The 24507-nt window shown below is 71.4% G+C and carries 18 protein-coding genes; 8 read left to right on the top strand and 10 right to left on the bottom strand.

The features are described from left to right. Positions 1-21 precede the first annotated feature (21 nt). Positions 22-675: a DUF6629 family protein gene (locus ASE01_RS00440; RefSeq protein ID WP_157537017.1), complete on the top strand. Its 654-nt coding sequence runs from the start codon at positions 22-24 to the stop codon at positions 673-675. Here ASE01_RS00440 and ASE01_RS00435 read toward each other — a convergent pair. From ASE01_RS00435 to ASE01_RS00410, 6 genes are all read right to left on the bottom strand, one after another. Next, positions 669-2099: a sugar transferase gene (locus ASE01_RS00435; protein ID WP_082605679.1), complete on the bottom strand. Its 1431-nt coding sequence runs from the start codon at positions 2097-2099 to the stop codon at positions 669-671. The genes ASE01_RS00440 and ASE01_RS00435 overlap by 7 nt on opposite strands. Next, a complete protein-coding gene (locus ASE01_RS00430) occupies positions 2096-2596 on the bottom strand; it encodes a glycosyltransferase (protein WP_157537016.1) in 501 nt (166 codons plus the stop codon). Before ASE01_RS00430 ends, ASE01_RS00435 begins: the two co-directional genes overlap by 4 nt. Then, the gene (locus tag ASE01_RS00425; protein ID WP_056747686.1) at positions 2596-3045 is read right to left on the bottom strand and encodes a polysaccharide biosynthesis protein; all 450 of its coding nucleotides are present in this window, start codon (positions 3043-3045) and stop codon (positions 2596-2598) included. Before ASE01_RS00425 ends, ASE01_RS00430 begins: the two co-directional genes overlap by 1 nt. Before the next feature lie 110 nt (positions 3046-3155). Then, positions 3156-3842 (bottom strand): response regulator, encoded by a 687-nt coding sequence (locus tag ASE01_RS00420; protein WP_056747684.1) that lies wholly within the window; start codon positions 3840-3842, stop codon positions 3156-3158. Further along, positions 3839-5281, bottom strand: coding sequence for a sensor histidine kinase (locus ASE01_RS00415; protein WP_056747681.1), 1443 nt, complete (start codon positions 5279-5281; stop codon positions 3839-3841). Before ASE01_RS00415 ends, ASE01_RS00420 begins: the two co-directional genes overlap by 4 nt. Before the next feature lie 259 nt (positions 5282-5540). Further along, a complete protein-coding gene (locus tag ASE01_RS00410) occupies positions 5541-11003 on the bottom strand; it encodes a PKD domain-containing protein (RefSeq protein ID WP_056747679.1) in 5463 nt (1820 codons plus the stop codon). 251 nt (positions 11004-11254) lie between these two features. Between ASE01_RS00410 and ASE01_RS00405 the strand changes: the two genes are divergently transcribed. The 5 genes from ASE01_RS00405 to ASE01_RS24200 are packed head-to-tail and all read left to right on the top strand — an operon-like array spanning position 11255 to position 17505. Further along, positions 11255-12715: a hypothetical protein gene (locus ASE01_RS00405; protein ID WP_157537015.1), complete on the top strand. Its 1461-nt coding sequence runs from the start codon at positions 11255-11257 to the stop codon at positions 12713-12715. Beyond that, positions 12702-14213, top strand: a complete 1512-nt coding sequence (locus ASE01_RS00400; protein WP_056747673.1) for a polysaccharide biosynthesis C-terminal domain-containing protein — start codon at positions 12702-12704, stop codon at positions 14211-14213. The genes ASE01_RS00405 and ASE01_RS00400 overlap by 14 nt, the downstream gene beginning before the upstream one ends. Then, complete coding sequence (locus ASE01_RS00395) at positions 14210-15085, top strand: sulfotransferase family protein (protein WP_056747671.1); 876 nt, start codon at positions 14210-14212, stop codon at positions 15083-15085. The genes ASE01_RS00400 and ASE01_RS00395 overlap by 4 nt, the downstream gene beginning before the upstream one ends. Next, positions 15082-16323 carry a hypothetical protein gene (locus ASE01_RS00390; protein ID WP_056747669.1) on the top strand — a complete coding sequence of 414 codons (1242 nt, stop codon included), beginning with the start codon at positions 15082-15084 and terminating at the stop codon, positions 16321-16323. Before ASE01_RS00395 ends, ASE01_RS00390 begins: the two co-directional genes overlap by 4 nt. Positions 16324-16332: 9 nt before the next feature. After that, a complete protein-coding gene (locus ASE01_RS24200; protein ID WP_056747667.1) occupies positions 16333-17505 on the top strand; it encodes a hypothetical protein in 1173 nt (390 codons plus the stop codon). Between the two features lie 27 nt (positions 17506-17532). Here ASE01_RS24200 and ASE01_RS00380 read toward each other — a convergent pair whose 3' ends face one another. From ASE01_RS00380 to ASE01_RS00365, 4 genes are all read right to left on the bottom strand, one after another. After that, entirely contained in the window at positions 17533-18966 is a 1434-nt protein-coding gene (locus ASE01_RS00380; RefSeq protein WP_056747663.1) for a cellulase family glycosylhydrolase, read from the bottom strand. A 170-nt stretch (positions 18967-19136) separates the two neighbouring features. Then, positions 19137-20045 (bottom strand): glycosyltransferase family 2 protein, encoded by a 909-nt coding sequence (locus ASE01_RS00375; protein WP_056747661.1) that lies wholly within the window; start codon positions 20043-20045, stop codon positions 19137-19139. Beyond that, positions 20042-20794, bottom strand: coding sequence for a CDP-alcohol phosphatidyltransferase family protein (locus ASE01_RS00370; RefSeq protein WP_056747659.1), 753 nt, complete (start codon positions 20792-20794; stop codon positions 20042-20044). Before ASE01_RS00370 ends, ASE01_RS00375 begins: the two co-directional genes overlap by 4 nt. Continuing rightward, a complete protein-coding gene (locus tag ASE01_RS00365) occupies positions 20791-22830 on the bottom strand; it encodes a hypothetical protein (RefSeq protein WP_157537014.1) in 2040 nt (679 codons plus the stop codon). The genes ASE01_RS00370 and ASE01_RS00365 overlap by 4 nt, the downstream gene beginning before the upstream one ends. A gap of 137 nt (positions 22831-22967) precedes the next feature. On the opposite strand from ASE01_RS00365, the gene ASE01_RS00360 reads away from it, so the two are divergent. Beyond that, a complete protein-coding gene (locus ASE01_RS00360; protein WP_056747656.1) occupies positions 22968-23822 on the top strand; it encodes a hypothetical protein in 855 nt (284 codons plus the stop codon). Continuing rightward, the gene (locus ASE01_RS00355; RefSeq protein WP_157537013.1) at positions 23800-24498 is read left to right on the top strand and encodes a response regulator transcription factor; all 699 of its coding nucleotides are present in this window, start codon (positions 23800-23802) and stop codon (positions 24496-24498) included. Before ASE01_RS00360 ends, ASE01_RS00355 begins: the two co-directional genes overlap by 23 nt. Positions 24499-24507: the final 9 nt, after the last annotated feature.

Raw genomic sequence — 24507 nt, 5'->3', positions numbered from 1 at the left:
CCGGAGTGGAGACTGACGTCCGTGTGCTTCGCCCCTGAGATGGATCTCGCCGTCGGAGCGGTCATCACCGTGGTCGGCATCGACGCCCTGCGACACGTCAGTGACCGGCGCCAGCTGCCGATCGCGGCGCTCCCGGTGCTGTTCGGCGTGCACCAGCTGATCGAGACGCTGGTGTGGTGGGACCTGCAGGGCAAGGTGTCGTCCTGCACGGGCGACGTGGCGGCCTGGATCTATGTCCTGATCGCGCTGACCCTGGTCCCGATCGTCGTCCCCATCGCATTCCTGGTGCTGGGCACCGGACGATCCCGGCGGCTCGGGACAGCCCTCGTCCTCGCGGGTACGGCGGCAGGTCTGTCGCACTTCGCGTCGTTGGTCGAGGGGCCCGTGGGCAAGCGGATCGAGGGGCACCACATCGTCTACAACGTGGGGTTGCCCTACGTCGAGATCACTCTCGCGCTCTACGTGCTCGCCTGTTGCGTCCCGGGCCTGATCGCCAGGCCGACGTCGCTGCAGGTCTTCGGCGTCGCGAACATCGCGGCCGCGGCCCTGCTGGTGTGGCTCGACCAGACGGCCGTCATCTCGCTGTGGTGCGTGTGGGCAGCGATCTCGAGCGTGCTGCTCAACGTCTACTTGCGGAGGACCGACCACCGCGAGGTGGCGGCCAGCTCTCAGTAGGCTCCGCGCCCCAGGCAGACGGTGTGGATCGTGCGGAGCAGGATCCTGATGTCGAGCAGGAACGACCAGTTGTCGACGTACTCCTGGTCGAGGCGGATGGCCTCGTTCCAAGGTAGGTCCGAGCGTCCCGAGACCTGCCACAGGCCGGTGATGCCCGGCTCGACCACGAGCCTGTGCCGGACGTCGGGTGGGTACTGGTCGACCTCAGAGGGCAGGGCAGGTCGCGGGCCGACGAGCGACATCTGGCCGAGCGCGACATTGATCAGCTGGGGGAGCTCGTCCAGCGAGGTGCGCCGCAACCAGCGCCCCAGACGGGTGATCCGCGGATCCTGGTGCACCTTGAACAGCAGCCCGGAGGCCTCGTTCTGCGCGACGAGCTCGCTGCGTCGGGCCTCGGCGTCGAAGCACATCGTGCGCAGCTTCCAGATCGAGAAGCGGCTGTCGTCGCGCCCGACCCTGGTCTGCCGGAAGAAGGCAGGCCCCGGCGAGTCGAGTCGTACGGCGACGGCGAGCCCGACGAGCAGCGGACTGAGCAGCAGCAGGGCGGTGACGGCGGCCACCCGGTCGAAGAGCCGCTTCACGGCGAAGGACGGGCGAAGGCGCCGGGGTGCGCGCAGGTGCAGCATGGCGAGGTCGTCGGTCACGTCGAGCGCAGTACGTCCTGTCGGCGCGTCGTGCAGCCCTGTCCAGACGAAGATCCGGATGCCCACCTCCTCGAGCGCCCAGCAGAGTCGGCGGAAGTCAGCGGCCGGAATGGCAGGGTCGGGTGCGATGACGGCTGCATCGGCGCCGCATCCGCGAACGACTTCGGCACACCGGTCCAGGCCTGCGCCGATGACGACGTCACCCGGATCCCAGACGGCGTCGCCGGCCACGCAGGCGCCGACAACCTGGAACCGGTGCCGGCGCTCGCTCTCGAGCCGGGCCCGGATCAGCGGGAGACTGGGCCCGCTTCCGGCGAGGACGACGCGGTGGGTGACGTCGCTGACCCGGAAGCCGTGTCGGGCGCTGGCGACCACCAGGGCCCGGGCGAGCATTCCGAGGATCGCGGCCAGGACGCACACGGCGAGGACGGTGCTGGCCGACAGCGGGTAGCCGAGGACGTCCGTTCCGGCCAGGACCGCGGTGGGGAGCATGATCGAGACGAAGGCGAGCCGGCGGGTCCGGGCGGCCAGGATGCCGGGCTGGCTGTACTCGCCGACGGCGGTGACCGCTCCCAGCCAGGCGGGCACGAAGAGCAGCGCCTCGGCGCCGCGCTCGACGCCTCCGGGGATCAGCATGGCGACGACGACGGCGACGGTCGCGGCGACCGTGTCCACCAGGAGGAGGAGTCGGCCGAGCCGTCGCTCCACCCTGGCGACCCGGGGCTTCGGCGCCGACTCGCGCCGCCGCGCAGCGGGCGCCCACGTCGGCAGCACACTCATCGTCGGACGAGCCTGTCGATCAGCTGCTCGAACCGGTCCAGCGTCGCGGTGGGTCGCACCACCGCCGTCCTGGGGCGACCGACGAGGACGGACATGCGCACCCGCGCCGCCAGCTCGTCCTCGTCGTACGCCGTCATGATCGCTCCCGAGCGTGCGATGAACCGGGCGAACCGGAGCTGGTGGTCGTCGACGTGCTCGCCGAGGTGCGGATCGCGGGGCACCACGATCGGGACGTGGCCGTGGTCGCGGGCATCCATGATCGATCCCGGCCCGGCATGCGTGATGACCGCGCTCGCGCGGTGCAGCAGGTCGTCCATCGGTTCGGGCGCCAGCATCGACGCCCCGGGGAGACCCGGCGGGAGTGTGGTGGATCCGTGCTGGACGTGGACGCTGACACCGGCTCGTTCCTCCAGCCCTGCCGCCCAGCGCACCAGACGGTCGAAGGGATGGTGGTCGGTTCCGAGGAACACGGCGACCAGGGGCCTCGGGTCGTCCATCACCACAACTCACCGACCAGGACCGAGGACCGGTAGAGCCGTTGCTGCTCTGCCCACTGCACGAGGAAGAGATCGGTGGCAGGGCGGCACAGCCGGCCGGTGAGTGTGCGGGTCTGGATGCGGTCGTAGACCTCGAGGTAGACCGTCGAGGTCCGGCGGCGCTCGCGCAGCCAGAAGTACGGCACGGCCACCGCGGCGCCGGTCGAGACGATCAGGTCCGGCCGGTAGCCGGCAAGCACCTTCCGGGCCTGTGCGGAGTTGCGGGCCAGGTTGGCTGCGTTGCGCGTCGTCGGGTGGTGTGCCCAGGTGACGTCCTCGCCCGCGAGCTTGGCGACGGCGTCCTCGGTGTCGAAGGTGACCCAGTGGCGATCGTGCTTCTCCCACCAGCCCTTCAGGCACATCAGCTGGGCCAGGTGCCCGCCGGAGGAGCAGACCAGGAGGAGCCGCATCGCGATGTCTCCTAGAGGTTCGAGTGAGAGGGGAGCGCTCTCGACCCTAGGGACGCCGCAGCGGCGCGACATGCCTCAAATGGTGCAAAGATCCGGGGGTCTGAGTGATCTCAGTCGCCCGGAGGGCGCCAGCCGACCTGATAGGCCGCGCCGACCGCGGCGATCTGCGAGCTGGTCTCGAGCTTCGCCAGGATGGACTTCACCTGGGTGCGGACGGTGGCTTCCGAGACCACGCAGGTCCGCGCGATCTCCTTGACCGGGTGCCCGTGCATCAGGTCGCCGAGGATCTCCATCTCGCGCCTGGTCAGTCGTTCGAGCCGGGTCCGGATGGCGCGGAGCTCGCGGTCCTCGGCAATCGCCATCTCGATCAGCAGGGTCCGTTCCTCCGGCGGCATCAGGGGCAGCCCGTCCCCGGCCCGTCGCACCCTGGTCACGACGTGGTCGAGCGGACAGGTCTTCGTCAGTACCGTCTTCGCACCGCGCCGGAGGCACTCACCCCACCGCACCCGGTCGGAGCTCCCTGTCATGACGATGACCGACGCGCCCGTGGCGGTGATCGGGTCGACGAGGCGCGTGCCGTCGCCGATCCGGCCGAGGTCGAGGTCGAGGAGGACCACCCGCGGGGAGGTGCGGACGACCGCAGCCAGGACGCTCGCGAGCGAGGTGTGGTCGAGGGTCAGGTCGATCCGGCGTACGGCGTAGCCCTCCGCCTCCAGCGTGATGGCGAGCGACTCCGCGAAGAGCGCGTGGTCGTCGACGATCGTGACGCGCGTCGAGCCCTGGGCGGCGCCGATCATCCGGGCCAGCCCTGCAGGCTCTTCTCGAGCTCTCCGGCATCCGCCGCCCGGAGCGCGAACACGAAGGCGGCACCCTGCTCGTTCAACGTCTCCATGCGGAGGTGGCCGCCGTGTTCCTGCGCCAGCCGGTGGGCGCGCTGCAGCCCGATGCCCTCGCCGGGGGAGTCGGGGCCGCGCGCGCCCCACTGGAACAGGTGGTCGCGTACCTCGGTGGCGACACCCGGCCCGCGGTCGGACACCCGGATCTCGACGTGGTCCTCGACGTTGGTCGCGGCGACCCGGGTGTCCCGGGACCCCCCGTGCCGGGCGGCGTTGTTGAGCAGCACGTTCACGACCTCGGCCAGGTCGTCGCGCCGCACGACCACGGCGTGACCGGACGGTTCCCACGAGACCTCGTGGCCCTGCGCGCGCTGTGCCACGACGAGAGGGCCGATGACGTCGTCGATGGCGACCGGTCCGGAGGGGGCCGCCAAGGGGCCGAGGCTGCGGCCCAGACGGGCGGCCTCGACGTCCACCATGTGCTCGATGGCGTCACGCCGTGGTCCTTCGGGAATCCGGCCGCTCGCGAGCAGGCGGGCTCCGGCGACGACGCCGGCCGTTGCGGCGCGGACCTCGTGCGCGAGCTCCTGGTCGTGACGGACGGTCGCCTCTGCTTCGGCCGCGCGGTCGGCGTACCCACGCGAGAGCGTCGCCGACTCGGCGAAGGTGCGGCGCAGGAGCGCCGCGGCCGTCGTGGCACAGAGTGCGCTGAAGACGACGATGCCCGCGACCGCAGGCAACTGGGGCTCTGTCGCGTCGGTGACGGTGGCGTAGAGGCGGGCGCCGAAGATCGCCAGCACAGCGACGCCGAGACGGTTCGCGACCCAGAGCGGCAGGCCGGAGCGGCGCAGCTGGACGAAGAGCGCACACACGCCGACGGCGGCGACCACCACGACGACGAGATCGCCTGCTCGGTCGACGTCGAGCTCGAGGGTGCCGGGCACGGTCGCGGACAGGGCGATGCTCATGCCCAGCAGGACAGTCCCGAGCGCGAACCCGAGGACCAGCGGACTGCTCCGCGGAGGGAGCACCGCGCGACGTCCCGCGATGAGCACCACCAGGCCGAACAGCACGGCCGCCAGATGGCCGATGTGCAGGCGGTAGGAGTGCGCACCGACCTCGGGGTCGACCATCGCGAGGATCGCCACCGGTGCGTCCTGGACGGCGACCAGGACCAGGCAGGTCGCCATGCTGGCGCGCAGGGCGCTGCCGCCCAAGCGGGAGTCGAGGGTGAGCAACAGCGCCGCGCACACGATCGTGAGGTCGGCGACCAGGGTGCAGAGCTCGCCCACCAGGGCGAGGCGTCGCTGGTCGGTTCCCATCAGGACGTACACGACGGCGTAGGGGTGGAGGATGAGCAGGGTGAGGCCGAAGGCCCACCACAGCGACGAGCGCTCCATGGCAGGGGCCTTGGTGCTGTTCGGCCGTCCTGTTTCCACCCGAGGAACCGCCCTGGGGGAGCGGCTGGACCGAGGGGCCTTGGGGGTCCCGGTCATCTGGTCAGTATCTGTGACTAGCGCAATTGTGGGTAGAAATCCTGCGAACGTACCCAATATTGTCCGTCATTCCTGACCGTTCGGACCCTTTCGGGTAAAGAATCTCCTCCCGGACTGGATTTCTGGTGGACGATCGCCGGATTCTGAGAGGTTGTCCGGTGGCTCAGGGCCCGCCGACGGTCACGCTCCGGTTGACCGTGGTGGCCGTCCCCCATCCGTCCGTCACCGTCAGCTCCACCAGGTAGGTCCCGGCAGCCGGGAAGGTGTGGCTCGGCGAGGTCGACGTCGAGCTCGCCGTACCGTCGGCCCACACCCACCGATAGCTGATCGTGTCGCCGGCGTTCGGGTCGCTCGACCCGACGGCGGAGAAGTTGCAGGAGAGGTTCGCGCAGGCAGGTGGGTTGAGCACGGGCGCGGGGGCCTGGTTGCCGGCCGGGACCGCGATCGTGACGGTCTGCGAGGTGGCCGCGGTGACTCCCCACTCGTCGCGGGCGGTGAGGGTGACGGTGTAGGTCGCTGCGCTGGTGTAGGTCCGGGTCACCACGGCCCCCGAGCCCGAGCCGTTGCCGAACGACCACGAGTAGGTGAGGGCCGCGGGCGCCTCGTCGGTCGAGGTCCGCGCGTCGTAGGTGCAGACGTTCTCCGCGCACGAGAAGGTGAAGGACGGTACGGGCGGCTCGTTGGGCGGATGGGTGACGCTGGCGTGCCGTTCGTAGATGGTGCTGATGAAGCCGTGCTGGTCGATCGCACGGACCCGGACCGTGTAGGCGCCCGGCGGGATCACCGGTGTCGTGTACGAGAAGTTGGAACCGGGCGTCCCGGGGCTGTTGAGGAACGCGGTGCGCCAGCTGGCGTTCGTGCTGGTGAAGGTGCCCGACGAGCTCATGTACTGGCCGGCGGCGTTCACGACCGCGACCTGCACCTCCGACATGGCCTGGTCGTCCTCGGCCCGCCCACTGGTGAAGATCTTGCCGTCGGGGAAGACCGTGCCCTCGGTGGGGTTGAGCAGGCTCTCGTTGAGCACGGGGGGCTGGTCGCCCGGGTAGATCGGGTACCGCGCCGTCGCCCCCGAGGTCGACGGGTCCTGCTGTCCTGCGGTGTCGAACGCGTACGCCGTGACCGACCAGTCGCCCTGGGTGGGCAGCGGCACGTACAGGCTCCACCGGGTGCTGGTGGCGCCGCGGCTCACCAGGGTGGCGTCGATCGTCGCGAAGGTCGCGGACAGGGTGCCGTTGGGTTGCAGGTAGCGGCTGGTGTCACGGTGGAGCACGGCGATGCCCACGCGGTCGACCCCTCGGTCGTCGGTGGCGGAACCGGCGAGGTCGAGTGCGAGGACCTGGCCGCCGTTGACGGTGCCGGTGACGTCGAGCAGCCCGTTGGGTGGGGTGTCGCCCGGGATCTGGGCGTTGAGGGTCAGTCGACCCTGGTTGTTCGACGACGTGCTGAGCCCGATCCGGTCCGAGGCGCCGACGGTGAAGCTGTACGTGCCGGGGCTGAGGTCGAACGGGGTCGTGTAGGTCCAGCCGTAGCTGGTCTGGTTCAGGTTCACCGGCGAGATCCGGTACGACCCGGCGATCACCCCGGTGCCCCAGGAGCCGTCGGATGCGAGACGTTCCCCGGTCGAGTTGTTGCGCAGCGTGATCCACACCTCGCTCAGCGCCTCGTCGTCGTTCGCCGACCCGGAGAAGGTCAGCGGCTGGCCCGGAGTGACCACGACGGTCTGCGTCGAGGTGGGGGGCACCATCAGCGCCGGCTGGGTGATCGACACCGTCGGTGGCTGACCGTTCTCGGTGACGATCCAGCGGCGGTCCGCGGTGTCCAGGTCGGACTGGCCGGTCGTGTCGGAGGCCCTGGCCTGCAGCCACCACTCGTCCTCGTAGGGAACGGTGACTTCCTGGGACCACGTCGTACTGGTGCCGCCGACCACGTCGGGCTCGACCTGGAAGGTGTTGTAGGTGGCCGAGACGGTTCCGTCGTCCTGGAGGTAGCGGTTCTGGCTGTCACGCAGGGTGAAGGAGATCCCGTTGACCCCGAAGTCGTCGGTGGCCGAACCGGTCACCGTGAACGTCAGCGCACTGACCGGGCTGCCGGGACCGTTGACGCTCGTGTCGGGTGGCTGGTCGGACAGGCCGAACGTCTCGAACTTCTTGGCGGCCTTCGTGCTGTCGGCCGTGCCGTTCACGGCGATCGCGCGGGCGCGCACCAGCAGCTCGCGGTTGGCCGTCATGAGCAGGGGGAGACGCCAGGTCCGCGCGGCACCGGTGCCGGGATCGATGGTCGCGTTGATGGTGTTGGAGGTGGTCGACCCCCATGTGGTCAGGTCGTCGGCGAGGTAGCGGCCCGACGAGCGGTCCATGACCTCGATCTCGACCCGCTGCACGCCGGTCGCCGCAGTGGCGGTTCCGGTGATCTCGAACTGCTCGTCGACCGGCTCGATCCTGCCCTCGATCGGGGAGGTGATCTCGGTCTGGGTGCCGTTCTGGGCGGTCACGTTGGTGAAGTCGAAGAAGGCGACGCGGCCGACGTTGTAGCTGCCCTTGGTGTTGCCGTCGCCGCCGACGAACAGGCCTCGGGGGGTCGCCTCGATGTGCTTGTCGCCCTCGTAGGAGTTCGACGGCGCGAACCATTCGAGGGCGTGGCCGTCGGTGGGGTCCAGGGCAGCGAGGTGGAACCTCTTCACGACGGCATCGCCGAGGGCGTAGGCCGAGAGTCCCTGGCCGGTGCCGTAGCCGACGTCGTCGAGCCCCGGCCACGGAACGGGCGCCGTCGCGGACTCGGCCCACTGGAAGTGTCCGCCGATGTAGATGCCGGACTCGGTCGCAGCGACCGAGTAGACGGAGTCGAAGTGCCGCGAGATCCAGAGCGGTTGCGCGTCGGGGTCGGCGTCGAGCTTGAAGGCGATCACCGTGTCGTTGATCGGCGGCCGGTCCCCGCCTGATCCGCTGGTGACGACGAAGTAGGAGTCGTCGGGACCGATGTCGCCGCCGTAGATGCGCTGGATGCCCCCGACGAACTGGAGGTTGTCGGTCCACAGCGAGGACTTCCATGCCGTGAGCCGGTTGGTCCGGGTGTTGATGATCGCGATGCCGTAGCGGTCCTGACCGTTCACCTGGCGCCCGGTGTGGACGACGAGGAGTCGACCCTCGTCATGGGTCAGCTTGAGCCGTTGGACCGCGAGCTCACCGTTGGTGCCGATGCCGCCAGTGATGTTGTTGACGAAGTCGGTCCGGACGGCACCGGTGAGGCCGTCGAGTGCCACCAACGCACTGCGGGGCACGTTGTTGATGGTGGTGAAGCGACCGCCCGCATAGACGGTGGAGTTGGTGACGGCCAGCTCGTTCGCCTTGCCGTTGGCATTGGCCGTGAAGGCCGCGATCGGCGCGCCCGTTGCGGGATCCAGCCGGGCGATCGCCTTGCGGCTGACACCGTTGACGGCTCCGAAGTTGCCCGCGACGTAGAGCCGCGTCCCGTCCGGTGAGGCCTCGACCGCATCGACCCTGCCGTCGGTGAAGACCGGACGGAACTGGGTGTCGACCTGGCCCGTGCTCCAGTTGTACGCCGCGAGGAAGGACTGGTTGACGACGGCCCCGTTGTTGGGCTGGCGGATCGAGGTGAAGCCCCCGGCGACGTACACCCGGTTGCCGACCACCTCGATGTCCCAGATCTCGCCCGTGGTGATCGTCGGCTGGTTGGTCCGCGGCGCGTCGGGCACGAGACGGGCGTGGCCCGGCGGCGGGCTGGGCAGCACCGTGACGGAGGTGCCGCTCGCCTGGTCCGTGTGTCCGTGGCCGTCGCCGACGGTGAGGGTGACCGAGCGGATGCCCGGAGTGGCGTAGGTGTGCTCCGGGTTCACGCCGGTCCCGGTCTGCCCGTCCCCGAAGGTCCACTGGTAGGTGAGGTCGTCGTGGTCGAGGTCGAAGGACAGCGACGCGTCGTACTCGCAGGTCAGCCCGGCGCACCCGGTGGAGAACTCCGCCACCGGGGCCTCGTTGCTGGCCGTGGCGTCGATGCCGGGGTCGACGACGACCGAGAAGAGCATCGACCGCGACACCGAGGTGCTGGTGGTGGCAGTGCGTGCTGGCGCAGGGCCGACCAGGAGGCCGGCGTTCGAGTCGCCGACGGCCATGCTGACCTTGCCGGTGCCGGTCGATGCCGCCTGGCCGCGCAGCGTCGCAGAGCCGGGCAGCGTCCAGGTCGTGTCCGTGCTCGACTTCTCACCCCACGCGCTGACCACCCATGATCCCGTGCTGAGAACGGAGACCGACGGGGCGGTGTGGTTGGTCGCCGGCGAGTCGGATCCTCCGACCACGGACGCCGAGATCACGGCAGGACCGGTGCTCCGGTAGGCCGTGAGGGTCATGGCGGACTTGATGTAGCTGTCGCTGGTCACCGTGACGGTCCGACCCGCGTCCGCTGCCGTGGCCGCGCGGGTCCAGGCGCGGCCGCGGATGCCGTTGCCGTTCCTCGACTCCAGCAGGGTCCAGCCGGCGAGGTCGTCGGCCAGCACTCCGGACGTCGTGTTGGTGACGAGGAAGAGGACGAGTCGGTCGCCGGGCAGCACCGCGCTGGGGACGGTCACCGAGTGCGCCGGACGGTTGCCGGCGGTGCTCGCCGATCCCACGTGGGTCAGGCTGCCGACCGTCGTCGACGGCGTCGGACTGACCTGCCGGGTCGCCTGGTCCGTGTCCTGGCCGTCACTGACGTCGAGGGTGACCGTGCGCTGTCCTGCGGAGGAGTAGGTGTGCTGGGCGGTGCGTCCGGCTCCTGTCGTCCCGTCCCCGAAGGACCAGGCGTAGGTGAGGTCGTCGCCGTCGGGGTCGCTGGAGCCCGAGGCGTCGTACGAGCAGACGAGACCGTCGCAGCTGGCGGTGAAGGAGGCGTCGGGCTCGGCGTTGACGAGCACGCCGGGGCTGACGACCACCGAGAACGTCACCGTCCGTGACGCAGCTGCGCTGGTGGTCGCGGCGAGGCCGGGCCTCGCTCCGGTCGGGACGGGGCCTGCTGAGTCGCCCCAGACCGCGCTGACCTTCCCGCTCCCGGTCGCGGCGGCGGCCTGGCGTTGCTGCACGGCGGCGGGCAGGGTCCAGGTCAGGTCGGTCGACGACTTCTCGGACCAGACGCTCACCAACCAGGAGCCGGCGTCCGCCACCGTGGTGGCGGGAGTCGCGTGGGAGGTGCCGCTCAGGTCAGAGCCACCGGCGGTGGCCGTGATCGTCGGTGCCTGCCCCGTGCTGCGGTAGGCGCCGACACTCATGACGGACTTCGTGGCGGCGCTGGTCGCGACGGTGAGGACGGAGTCCGCGTCGGTGGCACCTGCGGTGCGGGTCCAGAGTCGACCCCGCATGCCGTTGCCGTCGCGGGTGGCCGCCAGGGACCAGCCTGCCGGCGCGGTGCCGATGGTCGTCGTCGTCGAGTTCGTCGACAGGACCAGCATCAGGACGTCACCGGGCTCGACGGCGGCCGGGACCCGGACCGTGTGGCTCGTGCGGTTGCCGGCGGTGCTCGCAGCGCCGACGAAGCTCACCTCGCCCGGGGCCGAGGCCGCGGGTGGCGCGAGTACGGGGACGGACAGCAAGGAGGCGACGACGAGGATGGGGATCGCCGCCCAGGCACCTCGCCTTCCCAACCGTGCATGGGGACTCCGTCGGGATCTTGCTGCAGCCATCTGTTCACGCCCCCGCACTCGCATGGCCCCCGGATTTCCGAGGGCCCTGCGATCGTGCCCGTGCCGGGCGACCTGCGGCATGACCGATATTGGGCAGGTTGCTCGGGGCGCCACAACGTCCCACAAATTGGGGGTATCCGTCGGCGGCACCCTCACAGCACCCGACCGCGCTCCATGATGTGGCCTTCGGCGGCCCGGACATGGAGGTGGGCATGGGCGGCGATGACAGAGGTGGTCGGCGGGCGTGGGTGCCGGCGGCGCGATCAGTCGCGCTGCTGTTCATCCTCGTGGTCGTCGTGGCATCGGCGGGCGCGGCCTGGTCCCTGCAGCGCAAGGGGGAGAACAGCGCGACGGCAGTGGTGATGTTGCACCCGCTGACCGGCAATGCCTACAGCCCGGGCGGGCGCGGGGACGAGCTGGTCAACCTCGAGACCGAGGCACAGGTCCTCAGGTCCGAGGCGGTCGCTCGCGCCGTCCTCGACCGCCTCGACAGTGCAGGCGACTCCGCCGATCTGTTGGCGGTCGTCCAGGTCAGCGTCCCGCCCAACACGCAGCTGCTCGAGATCACGACCACGGGACCTGATGCAGAAACGGCACTGGCCCGGGTGTCCGCCTTCGCCGAGGTCTACCTTGCCTTCCGGCGCGCACGGACGGAGTCGGCGGTCTTCGAGCAGACCTCGCGGCTCGACGAGCTCGTCGATGCCCGTGCCGACGAGCGCACGGCGGCCATCGACAAGCTCGAGCGGTTGACCTCGGGCAGCTCGCAGCGACCCGTGCTGGAACAGCAGATCGAGGAGCTCACCCTCCAGATCAGCTCCCTGCGCGCCCAGCTGGTGACAGCGGAGTCCGAGAGCCTGGACCCGGGCCAGGTGGTCCGGCCCGGCCGCGTCAACGCGCCGGGCCTCCTCCACCAGCCGGCGCTCGTCGGAGCGTCGGCCGGACTGGCGGTCCTGCTGGTCGCCGGTGGGTGGGTGGGTGTGCGCAGCGGTCGGGTACGGACCTTCACGATCAGGTCCCTGGACGACCTCACCGACCTTCCCCCGCCGGCCTTCGGCGCGGTGCGGGCGCCGGTTCGTCCCGACGACGGTGTCGTGGCGGCGGTGCGCTCCTCCGTCCTCGCGGTGGCACCGGCCAGACCGCGAGTGGTCGCGGTCGCCCGCGCCGACCGGGCCTCGAGCGTCCTCCACCGATCGCTGGTGACCTCCCTCGGCAACGCGCGCTACCAGGTCGTCAGCGTCGACCTGGGCCGGCCCGAGGACGTCGCTGCCGTGGCGCAGCTCGTCCTCGAGGAGGTCGAGGTCGACGAGGTGCTCTCCGACCAGCAGCACTTCGTCACCCGGCTGCAGCCGACCGCGGTGGACCGGGAGCGGACGGAGTCCGAGCTGGCCGACCTCGTCACCGCCGCAGGAATGGCGCGGAGCCTGCACGACCTGGCCAAGCGCGCCGACGTCGTCGTGGTGAGGTGCCCCGGCCTGACGACGCCCGTGGGCCGAGCCGTCCTGACGGCCGCGTCTGCCGTGGTGGTGGAGGTGAGCCCGTTCCACACCACCCGCAACGACGTGGAGCGTGCACTGGAGGAGGCCGATCGCGGCGACTGCGACGTCCTCGGACTGGTCGAGGTCCGCGGGATCGGCGTCGGGACTTCGGAAGGGGAGCCGGATGCGCAGCGCTGAGGCCACCGCCGACGACGTACGACGCCACCTGGGTGCTGTTGCCCGGGGGAGCGCCGGCAGCCTCGTCGGCGCGACGGTCAGCACGATCGTCACCTTCGGCCTGGTGCTGGTGATCACCAGGAACCTGTCACCGGATGCCGCAGGCCGCTTCTTCGCAGCCACCTCCCTCTTCCTCATGGCGGCCGCGACCGCCGGCCTGGGAACCGAGACGGGGCTGGCCCGGTTCGTGCTCCGCTCGGGGCAGCCAACCGACATCCGCCCACTGCTGCGGGTGGTGGCCCCACCCGTTCTCCTCACCTCCGTGGGCCTCGCGCTCCTGCTCGCGCTCGTTGCACCGGTCACCCGGCCCCTCGTCTGGGCGCTGCCCTTCGCGACGGCGGCGGACCTCTGCCTCGGCGCCGTCCGGGCCCACGCCAGCTTCCGCTCGACCGTCCTGGTGGAGCGGCTGGTGCGCCCCGGCGTCCAGCTCGCGCTGGTGGCAGCAGTGCTGGCGACCGGGCGTCCGCACAGTGAGCTGGCACTGGTCTGGGCCAGCGCGTACGTCCTGACCTCGGTGCTCGCCGCGCGATCCTTGCGTGCTCGCGTCGGCCAGCCGCCGGTGGAACGCCCGTCCGTGAATCCTGGGGGGATCAGCGGGCGGGCGTTCTGGGCGTTCACCTGGCCACGGGCGACGGCACGGATTGCGCAGATCGCGATCCAGAAGCTCGACATCGTGCTCGTCGCGTGGCTGCTCTCGCCGGCTCACGCGGCGGCGTACACCGTGGCGACCCGCTTCGTCGTGTTCGGCCAGCTCGCGAACCAGGCGGTCTCCTCGGTCGTCCAGCCCAGGTTCACCCTGATCCTTGCCGGGAGCGATGACGGCGACCGCGATCGCGACGCCCTGTCCCGCGTCTTCAGCACGACGACCTGCTGGAGCGTGCTGCTGTCCTGGCCCGTCTACCTGTGCGTGGTCGCTGCGCCGGCGGCCTACCTCGGCTGGTTCGGCGATGCCTATGTCACGACCGAGAACGCCGTCGTTGCGGTCGTCATGGTTGTCGGGATGCTGGTCGCCGTCGCGTCGGGCCCGGTCGACACCCTCCTGCTGATGCTGGGGCGCAGCGGACGCAGCCTGGCCAACACCCTCGTCGCCCTCGCCGTCGACGTGGCCCTCTGCCTGGTCCTGGTGCCGCGGATGGGAATCGTGGGGGCGGGCCTGGCCTGGGTGGCCGCCGTCGTCGTGCGGTGCCTGCTGGCGATCGTCCAGCTGCGGTCCGACCTGCGGATGCACGCCGACATCCGGGCGACGGTCCTTGCCGGCGCCCTCGCACTCCTGTGCGTGGCCGGCCCGTTGCTCGCCGCGGACCGGATTGTCGGCCTGGGACCAGCGTCCTGGCTGGCGACGAGCGCGGTCGTGATGCTCGGCTACCTCGCCGTGGTGTGGCGGTTCCGTGAGCGGCTCGACGTGGACATCGCGATCAGTGGTCTGCGTCGTACCCGCTCCCGGCTGGTGGCGTCGTGATCCGCGCACTCGCCGGACGGCTTCGTCAGCGGTTGCCGCGACCCGTGCTCAACGGAGCCCGCAAAGCCTTGCTGGGCTGGGGATTCCTCACTGCGGACCTGCGACCGCCACCGGAGATCATCGTCGTCGGGGCGCAGCGAGCGGGCACGACCACGTTGTTCCGGCTGCTCAGTGAGCACCCGAGGCTGCGTCGTCCGACGATCAACAAGGGCACGGGCTACTTCGACGACGACTACTCCCGCGGGACCCGTTGGTACCGCGCCCACTTCCCCATCCGTCTGCGTCGCGGCGCGACGCTGGCCTTCGAGTGCAGTGGCTACTACCTCTTCCACCCGCTCGCGGCCGCTCGCATCGCTCGCGACCTGCCCGGCTGCCAGGTGGTCGTGATGGTCCGGGACCCCGTCGAGCGCGCCTACTCCTCCTACCGCCACGAGTTCGCCCGCGGCTTCGAGACGCTGTCCTTCGCCGACGCCGTCACCCAGGAGGCCGAACGCACCAGGGGGCTGGGCGCCGCGGTCGCCGCCGACAGTGGCGTGCCCAGCTTCGGCCACCGCCACCACTGCTACCTCCAGCGCAGCCAGTACGCCGAGCAGATCGCGCGCTTCGTCGCCGAGCTCGGCCGCGACCGGGTCCATGTCGTGGATGCGAACCGGCTGTTCGCGGACCCGGTGACGACGTACCTCGATCTGCAGCGGAGCCTCGGGCTCCCGTCCCACCGGCCGGCGGAGGTCGGTCGCTGGAACGAACGCCCCGGGGCACCGCTGCCCGACGACCTCAGGAACCACCTGCAGGACCACTTCGAGCCGCACGACGCCGCGCTGGCGTTGCTGCTCGGCGACACCCCCAGCTGGAGGAAGGAACCATCACGATGATCGACGCCCACCCGCAACGAGGCCAGGGAGCGGTGCTCACCGCGCCCACCCGCCATCGACTCGCCCGGGTCACCCGATGGCACGCCGGGACGCGTGAGGTGCCTCTCGACCGGCTCCTCCTCGGCGGCCAGAACGGCATGACGGCCGCCCAGTTCGCCACGGTCTACGGCGACCCGCTGTGGCCCTCGCGCCAGATCGCCGACAGTCCGCACGTCGAGCTGCTCGACCGCGCCGACCTCGGTCCACTCAGCGACCAGGACATCCTCGAGTCGTCCTACGGACGGATGGCGATGGCGTGCATCCGCCACACCGGCCGCTACTTCGCGGCCGCCGACCACGCCGGGATCCTCGCCCAGGCACGACAGTTCATCGAGTACGCCGCCACCGGCGGCCGCGGGCCAGCGGTCACCGGCGACCACCACTCCGCGCCGGGCATGCCGGTGCTGACCGTGCCGATCGCCGACTCCGACTGCCACCAGCTGCTGGACGGCCACCACCGTGTCGCGCAACTGGTGCGTGAGGGCGTCTCCACGGTGCGCGTCCGGGTGCGCCGGGGACACGTGGACACCCCGCTGCAGCAGCTGCTCCGCCGGATGTCGTGGCTGGACGGTGGGCGTGAGCTCTACCAGCCGGTGTCCTCGCCGGAGCTCGAGGCGCAGTGGCCGACGGTGCGACGGTGCACGGACCGCCTCGACCTGATGACGTCCTTCCTCGCCGATCGGGGCCTCGACGCGCCCGGTACGTCCTACCTCGACGTCGCCAGCTGCTACGGCTGGTTCGTCGACCAGATGGGGATCCGGGGCTACGCCGCGGAGGGCCTCGAGCGGGACCCGCTGGGCGCGGAGCTCGGTCGTGTCGTCTACGACCTCGACCCGACCCGGATCCGGATCGGCGACGCCGAGCAGATCCTGGCCACGACGTCGCGTCGGTGGGATGTCGTGTCCTGCTTCAGCCTGCTCCACCACTTCGTGCTCGGACGCGGTGGCTGCAGTGCGGTGGAGCTCGCCCGCCGGCTGGACGCCTCGACCCGGCGGGTCCTCTTCCTCGACACGGGGCAGGAGCACGAGCGTTGGTTCCGCACCTCGCTCGGTGGCTGGGACACCGGCCACGTCGAGGCCTTCCTGCGCCAGCACACGACCTTCGACGAGGTGATCGACCTCGGTCCCGACCAGGACGCCGTGGCGCCGTACGAGGACAACTACGGACGCCACCTCTTCGCCTGCATCCGTACGTCGTGAGGTCCTCCCGTGACCTCTGAGCTCCTGTCGACGGCAGCCGAGCTGTGGCCGGGCGCGGACGTGGTTCCTGCGGACGCGGCTGCCGACGGGCGGCCCGTCCGCGCGCGGTACGCCGTCCTCGGGCGCGGCGCGGGTGCGACCGTTCTCGTCCCCGTCGATCCCCGCGCCGCCGCCGGCGCGTCGCTGCGCCGGACCAGCAGTGCGACCAGCTGGTGGAGCTCGATGGCCCGCAACGCCGCCAGCGTTGCCGTCCGGGCGGCGCCGGCACTGATGCGGCAACGGGTGGAGGTGCGTGGCGGGGAGCCGGGGCTGGCCGAGCACATCGGGGAGGTCCTCGGGAAGCCGGTGTGCTTCACGATCAGCATCGGCACCGCGCGGGTCAACCGCAAGCCGGTGCTGCAGGTGTTCGACATGGACGGTCGTTGCCTGGCCTTCGGCAAGATCGGGTGGTCCGCCCACACCAGCGCCGATGTCTCGGCCGAGGGGCGAGCCCTGGCCGCGGTCGGAGCCCGCCACCTGGAGCGGGTCGTCCCACCCGCGCTGCTGGCCCGGACCAGGTGGCAGGGCCGTCCGGTGATCCTCACCGAGCCGTTGCGCCCGCATGGCTGGCCGTCCGCCCGGCGTCGTACGTGGGAACCGCCGCTCGAGGCCATGGCCGAGCTGGCCTCCCTCTTCCGCCAGGAGCCGGGGCCGCTGACGGAGTCGTCGTGGTGGGCGCGCCAGTGGGAGCAGGTGGGCGGGCTCACCGATCCGGTCTCCCGCGGCCGACTGGCCCGGGCCATGGAGGAGGTGGCGCGAGGAGCGGGCGGTCGTCCCCTGGAGTGGGGGGCCTGGCACGGCGACTGGACGCCGTGGAACATGGCCGCCGACGGGGACCGCACGCTCCTGTGGGACTGGGAGCGGTTCGAGACCGGTGTGCCGGTCGGTTTCGACGCGATCCACCACGTCGTCAACGTCGTCGCGGCCGGCACCCCGGCCGGGGCCGAGAGTGTGCTGCGCGGGATCGAGCTGGCGCTCCGGAGCACGTCGTGGCCGGAGGGCGACCGGGAGCTGACGGCCCGGCTCTACCTGGTCGCGATCCTGGTGCGCTACCTGTGCCTGATCGAGGTGCCCGGCGGGAAGCACATCGCACCACGTGCGCGTCAGGTCCTGATCGCGCTCGAGCGGATGTGCTTCCCGTGACGGGGACTCCGGCCGGTCCCGGGTTCGTCAGTCCAGCTTCGGCGAGCTGCTCAGCGCCGACTTGAACGCGTTGACCTTGGCCGTGGTCGACAGGCTCCAGTCCGCGACGCTGTTGAGCGTCGTGTCGAAGTAGCTGTAGCCGATCCCGCCGTAGCTCTGCATGAGCTTCACGGTGTCCGCGATCGAGGTGGGTCGCGCCGCGATCGCCGCCTGGGTGACTCCGGTCTCGCCGAGCGCCCAGTCGACACCGGCAGTGCGCGCCCAGGTAGAGATCATCCGGAAGTACTGCTCGAAGTCGGTCCACTTCGTCGTGGTCTTGCCGTCCTTGACCACGCCGTAGTTCTGGTAGATGTCGAAGCCGGCGACGTCGATCTCGACTCCGCGGGGCCAGATCTCCGCGAGGCTGTACTTCGCCTCTCCGTAGAACTGGTTCCAGCCGGTCATCACCACGGTGAAGGCGACGTTGGGTGCGGCGGACCGCACGATGGGAGCGAGCCGCTCCTGCATCCGGCGCCACAGCTGGATGTCGCCGTCACCCTCGGGCTCGTGATGGAAGGCCACCCACACGGGTCCGTCCAGCGCCGAGAGCTGCTTGGCGAGGTCGCGGGCCCACGCGTCCCCCTTGCCGGCCACCATGTCCGCCCAGCTGTGGGGCAGCTTGAAGCTGATCCAGGGGAGTCGCCCCGCGGCCAGGTCGGCACGAGCGGTCGAGACCGCCTTGGCGACGCCGGTCGCGGTGAAGTAGGTGCGTCGGACGCCGAGCTGGCCGCCGAGGTTGCCCTCGAAGGTGCTGGGCTCGGTGTTGGAGCCGTGCGCCGCGCCCACGTAGGTCCCGCAGGAGGGGATGCCGCGAACGGTGTGGCTGCACTTGTTGGTCAGCATGCCGCCGGCGGGGTCACCCGACGGCTGGTCGACGGGGGCCTTGACCGGTGCGGTGATCCGCAGGTCGTCGACGAAGTAGCGGTCCGTCGTACGCATCCCGGCCTGGAACTTCAGCGTCAGCGTCGATCCGGAGGCGGCCGAGGTGACCTTGAGGTTCAGGGGGGTCCAGGTCCGCGCCTTCAGCACGGGCCGGGTGAGGGCGGTACGGACCACGCGTCCCCGGGACACCTCGCTGACCCGCATCGCGACCCTGCGCTTCTGGTTGACCCGGACCCACGCGCGAACGGTGTAGGTCGTGCCGGCGGAGTGGGCGGCTCCCAGCGGCCACTGGTTGGTGGCGATGGCCGGGCCGTTGGCGAGGGTCCGCACCGACATGGCGCGCGAGCCGTTGCGTCCGATCCCGAGGCTGGACCGTCCGAGCCGGGTCTTGCCGACCCCCTTGAAGCCGTCGACATGGGACTCGAAGCTCCCGACCGGTCCGACGATCGCGGTGGGTGCCGCGGAGACGGTCGGCGGAACTGCCGCCAGGCCTCCGAGTACCAGTCCGAGCAGGACCGCGGGGCGGCCTGTCCATCTCATGCATGCTCGCAGCACGCTTTCTCCTTCATGTCCGGGCCGCTGGGAGCTGGGCACGACCGACTTGTCAGTACCGGTCGGACACTTTCACGCAGACCTGAACCACCCGGCAGATCGCTACCCCAAATGAGGTAGGCCTCGAAATGAGGTGGGCCGAGCGGGAGGAGGGTTCTTCAGATGCCGTGACCCCGGCGGTGGGCGATGTCGAGCAGACGCTCGGCGGTGGTCAACCGCAGCAGGATCGCCAGTGCGAGGTAGGAGCGGGGTTCGAGGGGACGGGTCCGGATGGTCCGGGCGAGCGTGGGCAGTGCTTCCCGGTCGCGCAGGGCGGCCAGGGCGAACGCGCGTCGACCGAGCAGTCGGGCATGGGCGTGCCGGTCGGCGCTGAAGGCCGGGTGCTTCGCGAGGCCGTAGTCGATCGCCTCGACGATCGTGCGCCACTTGCGGGAGAACTGCGATCCACCCCAGCGCACCCGGACCAGCGGGGCGGCGACCAGGTGGAAGCCGCCCGCGGCCGCGGCCCGGAGCATCCAGTCGAAGTCCTCGCCGTAGGAGCCCGGGATCTGTTCGTCGACCAGGCCGATCACATCGAGCAGATCGGTGCGCCGCACCACGACGCTGGACGGGTGGGCCTCCATCACCCGGCGCCGCACGAGGGTGGGGAGCTCGAGGTCGGCGGGCGCGGGGACACGGGGGGTGCTGGTGCCGTCGTACACGACCTCGATCCCGGTCACGCACGTCGGCGGCCCGCCGCGGACCAGCTCTGCGACCTGACGGCGCAGCTTCCCCGGGAGCCACACGTCGTCGTCGTCGCAGAAGGCGACCAGCTCGCTGTCGCCCGCGAGGATCCCCGTGTTGCGGGCACCCGCCAGACCGGGGGAGCGGTCGTTGCCCAGCACCCTGACCTCGCGCCCGGGGGCGGAAAGGTTGAGGTCCGCGTCGGGCGTCGTCCGGTCGTGCACCACCAGGCAGCGCACCGGGCCCTCGTAGTCCTGGTCGAGGACGGCAGCGATCGCCTCCCGCACCATCTCGGGACGGTCGTGGGTGGCGATCACCACGTCGACGGTGGGCAGGCGGGTCATGGCAGCAGCCGGGTCGGGGTCGAGGTGACGGAGCGCGCGTCGAGGGCCGCTGCGATCCGCGCCATCCGGGCGAGGTTGACCACCGTCGCGCCGCCGTAGAAGAGGAGTGCGAGGTGGAGTCCGGGTACGGCGAAGCCGGGCCCGAGCAGAGGAAGGAGCCCGAGCACCAGCGTCTCCACCTCCACCGCCCACGGCACGGGCCGCATGTGGAGGCGCCGGCACAACCCGAGCCACGCACCCCAGGGGCCCGATCCCTCCTGGTCGACCAGTCGTGAGCTGCCGTCCCCCACACCGGCGAGGGCGGCCAGGTGCTTGCGGTGGGCCAGGGCCCAGCCGTACCAGCCGAGGACCGCCATGAGCGCGCCCGCCCACAGGGGGTCGAGGTGGCCCTCGGTGACGGCCCATGCCGTCAGGGCGGCGTACGCCCCGACGACACAGACGACGTCGGTGGCCACGTCGAGCAGGGCACCGCGGGCGCTGCCACTGCCCTGGGCGCGGGCGACCTTGCCGTCGACGCAGTCGGCGAAGAACCGGAGCAGGGACAGCAGGCCGCCCGCCGCCAGGTGCCCCGTCGCGAGGCAGGCGATCGCGGCGACGCCGAGCAGGCCGGACACCGTCGTCACGCGGTTGGGGGTGACCACCCGGTGCCGGGACAGCACGAGGGCCACCGGGTCGGCCAACGGGTCGACGGCCAGCCGGGTCCAGATGTCCCGCAGCGGTGGTGCGCTGGAGGGTGCGTGGCCGCTCATCGCGACCGGGCCCTTCCGCGCCGCAGCCGGACCAGCGTCAGTCCGGCCAGGATGCCGCAGCCGGCGCCGCTGGCCAGACCGATCATCGGTCCCTGCGTCGCGTCGACGACCGGGCTGGTGCGCAGCACCTCGCCGGCCGCCACGGGACGTGAGGCCAGGCGGTCGATGGCCGTGCGGAGGTAGGCGCGGGTGCCGGCCCAGGCCGGGTCGTTGCGGTCGGTCCTGGCGAGCTCGGCCGCCAAGCGGCCCTTGAGCTCGTCACGCAGGGCGGTCAGCAGGTCCCGACGCTGGACGAGGTACTGCTCGGCGAGGGTCCTGGCGACCTCGTCCGCATCCCGCACCGCGGGCAGCGTCACGGTCAGGACCAGGACCGTCGTGTGCGGCGGTGCGGTGATGCTGATCGCGTCGTCGAGCTCCCGGACCGGGACGTGCGTCAGGGCGCCGGCGCGGGCCACCACCGGCGCGGACCGGAGCACCGCCGCCTCGGTGTCGACGGTCGCCGGCTCTGCTGTCGTCACGTCGACACGCGGCGCCCCGCCCCAGGTCGGGAGGTCCCGTGCGTCCAGGTGCGACGCGGCCGGCTCGAGCACCATCGTCACCGAGCTGGAGCGCAGGTCCTCGGCGTGCCGCGTGGTGATCACCGCGCCGGAGGTGAGACCGATGCCGCTCAGCGCGGCGACCGTCACCAGGTCCCGGGGCCGTGGCGTGCGGGCGTAGGACCCCGGCGGTCCCTCGCGGGCGACCAGGCCCAGGGCCACCATCACCACCAGCATCGGGAGTCCGAGGGTGTCGTACACCGTGAGCTGGAGCAGGAAGATCGCGAGGACGAAGGTCGCCACCGTCTCGTTGGTCGTCCGGCAGCGAAAGGTGCGACGGAGCCCGAGGGCGAAGAACGCGAGGAAGAAGCCCGCTCCCACCCAGCCCTGGGTGAACAGCACCAGCCAGAGCTGGCCCTGTGTGCCGAGCGGGGGGACGCCGCAGGCGGGGCAGTCCGGGGTCGCGCCGCCGGCGATGGAGGTGAAGGTCCCCTCGACGTTGCGGGTGCCGCCGAACCCGACGACCGGGGAACCCTCGGTCATGGAGGCGACCGTCGCCACCATGAGCTGCGAGCGGCGATCGTTGCTGTGCGGGTTGTCGAGTCGTTCGCCGATCGTCGAGCCGAGGGGCGTTCCGGTGAGCAGGACGCCGGCCACCAGCAGCGCGACGATGAGACCGATCAGTGCCCCGGCACGTCGGTGCAGGGCCATCAGCACGAGCACGCCGAGGGCGCCCGCGGCGAGGGCGAGCCACAGTCCACGGTTGAGGCTCGCGACGACCGGGACGGCAGCGGCGGCGAGGATCGGCGCCGCGAGCCACCGCTGGCGCGGGGTGGCCTCGCGCAGCATGGCGAGGAAGAAGACCAGGGTCAGCGAGATGACGCTGCCCCACGTGTTCGTGAACGGGAACGGTGCCTTCGGACGGGGCTCGGGATGCCCGAGCACGTGCTGCACGTCGGAGGCCTCCGCGGACACCAGCGTGGCCACGAACCCGTTGCTGCGCAGGCCGCCGGGCAGGACCCGCTCCGCCAGGGTCGTGAAGGCGAAGTCAGGGGCCAGGATCCCGAGCAGGCCTCCGGTGACCGCGACGACGAACACCACCGCGATCACCCGGCGCACGACCTGGTCCGGGAGCTGCCGTGGCGTCGTGTTGACCAGCCACACCAGGACGATCGTGCAGGCGACGTACCACCCGAAGCGGTAGCCGAAGACGAGAGCGCGACCGCTGCCGCCGTCGTCCACCGCGCCCGGGGCCTGCTGCCACAGGGTGATCGCCCCCAGGAGGACCCACACCAGGAACAGCAGCCACCAGCCGAGGTACGCCGGCAGCATGATCCGGCGACGGGTCCACAGGTCCCACGCGAGGACGGCCGCGAGCAGCAGCGGCACCACCGTCGCGAGACCCAGGAGCCACCAGACCGGCAGCCCGACGAGCGCGATCACCCAGCACCGCCGCGCCACACGGGCTGCGGCACGCTCCGGATTCCCACTCGTCGGCATGGCTGAAGCAAACCCGCCGCGGGGGGATGGGCGGGTCATCAATTTTGGGTGACTCTGACATCGGCGTCGCGCGGCTCGCACGCATCGTCCTACGCTCGCAGGGATCCTGCTGTGCTGGGCCCGAGGAGGGAGTCCCGATGCGCGAGTCAGGGCTCGTGCGCCCGTGCGGAGGGCCGCCCGCAAGGACCTGGAGCATCATCGTCGGCCTCATCACGGCGACGCTCCTTGCGTCGTGTGCGGTGGCCTGCTCGGTGGGTGACGACCCGGTCGTCACGGACCCACGGCGTGCCGGTGAGCCGAGCAACGCCGAGCTGCTGCTGCAGTTCGACGAGGTCGCCGTGCCGGGCGACGCCGTGCCCAGTGCCGTCAACGACGGCCGTGTCGAGGCCTCCGTCTCCGTGGTGACCTGGGCCGGCGGACGCCTCGCCTGGGACCGGGGCTGGGAGGGCGGCGGTGTCCGGACGCCGGCGTTCGGCGCCGCGCAGCGCACCCCGACCGCAGCGCTGGTGGTCGTCCCGACCGTCGAGCGCGAGCTGGAGCCGGGCACGCGGGACTTCGTCATCGGGGTCGACTTCGCTGCCGATGCCCCGGAGAGCGGCCGCCCCGGAGACAACGGCGACAACCTGCTGCAACGCGGCCGCTTCGACGCCATGGCCCAGTTCAAGCTCCAGCTGGACCACGGTGTGCCCGGCTGCCGGCTCTCCGGCGACAAGGGGGCGGTGGTCGTCGTGGCCCCGGACCCGGTGCAACCCGGCCACTGGTACCGGCTGACCTGCCAGCGCACTGCGGGCCGGGTCGGACTGCAGCTGACGGACCTCGAGTCCGGGGTCACCGTCGGCGAGTGGTGGAAGAGGGCGGACCCGGGAGACATCCGCTTCACGGGGGTCCCGGTCTCCGTCGGCGCCAAGGTGTCCGACGCGGGTCGTATCGACCCCGCTGGATCCGACCAGTTCCACGGAGTGATCGATCGTGTCGTCGTCGACATCTCCTGAGCGCCGCACGGCCCGGGTGGCCCTGATCGCCGAACGCCGGCTGGTGGGCCAGGCGATCGCAGCCGCGCTCGTGAGCAAGGGACTGTTCCCCGTCCCGGTTCCCTGGCCGCGGCGCGGCAGCACGCGGGAGTTCCGCCAGAGCGTCGCGCGCAGCCAGGCGCCCGTCGGAGTGATCCTGTGCGACCTCGGCACGCCCGACCTGCTGCGGGACGTCGAACGGGTCGTCGGCCACGGTCCGGTGCGCTGGCTGGTCCTCACCGACAGCGGTCCCGGCCCCCGCTGGGGCACCGTCCTGGAAGCTGGTGCGACCGGCGTGCTCCCGACCACGATCAGCACGCTGGGCCTGGCTGTCGCAGTTCGCGAGGTCATGCAGGGGCGCTCGCCGACGCCCCCGGCGGTGCGCGACCAGGCGATCCGCGCGTGGCTCGACGTCGCAGAGGAGCAGCGCGACCTGGTCCGTCGCATGGAGCGCCTGACCCACCGTGAGTTCGAGGTCCTCGGCGAGCTGTACGACGGCTCGTCGGTGCGCCGGATCGCGACCGCGTCCGGGGTCTCCGAGGCGACCGTGCGCACCCAGGTGAAGTCGCTGCGCCGCAAGCTGGGCGTCGACTCCCAGCTCGCGGCCGTCGCGATGTACCGCAAGGCCCTGGTCGTCTTCCCCCGGGCCCGCGCCTGACGCCGTACG

The organism is Nocardioides sp. Root190, from assembly GCF_001428565.1.
Classification (GTDB): domain Bacteria; phylum Actinomycetota; class Actinomycetes; order Propionibacteriales; family Nocardioidaceae; genus Nocardioides.
The sequence above is the reverse complement of the archived record's forward strand: the minus strand, read 5'-3'. Positions and strand labels throughout refer to the sequence as shown.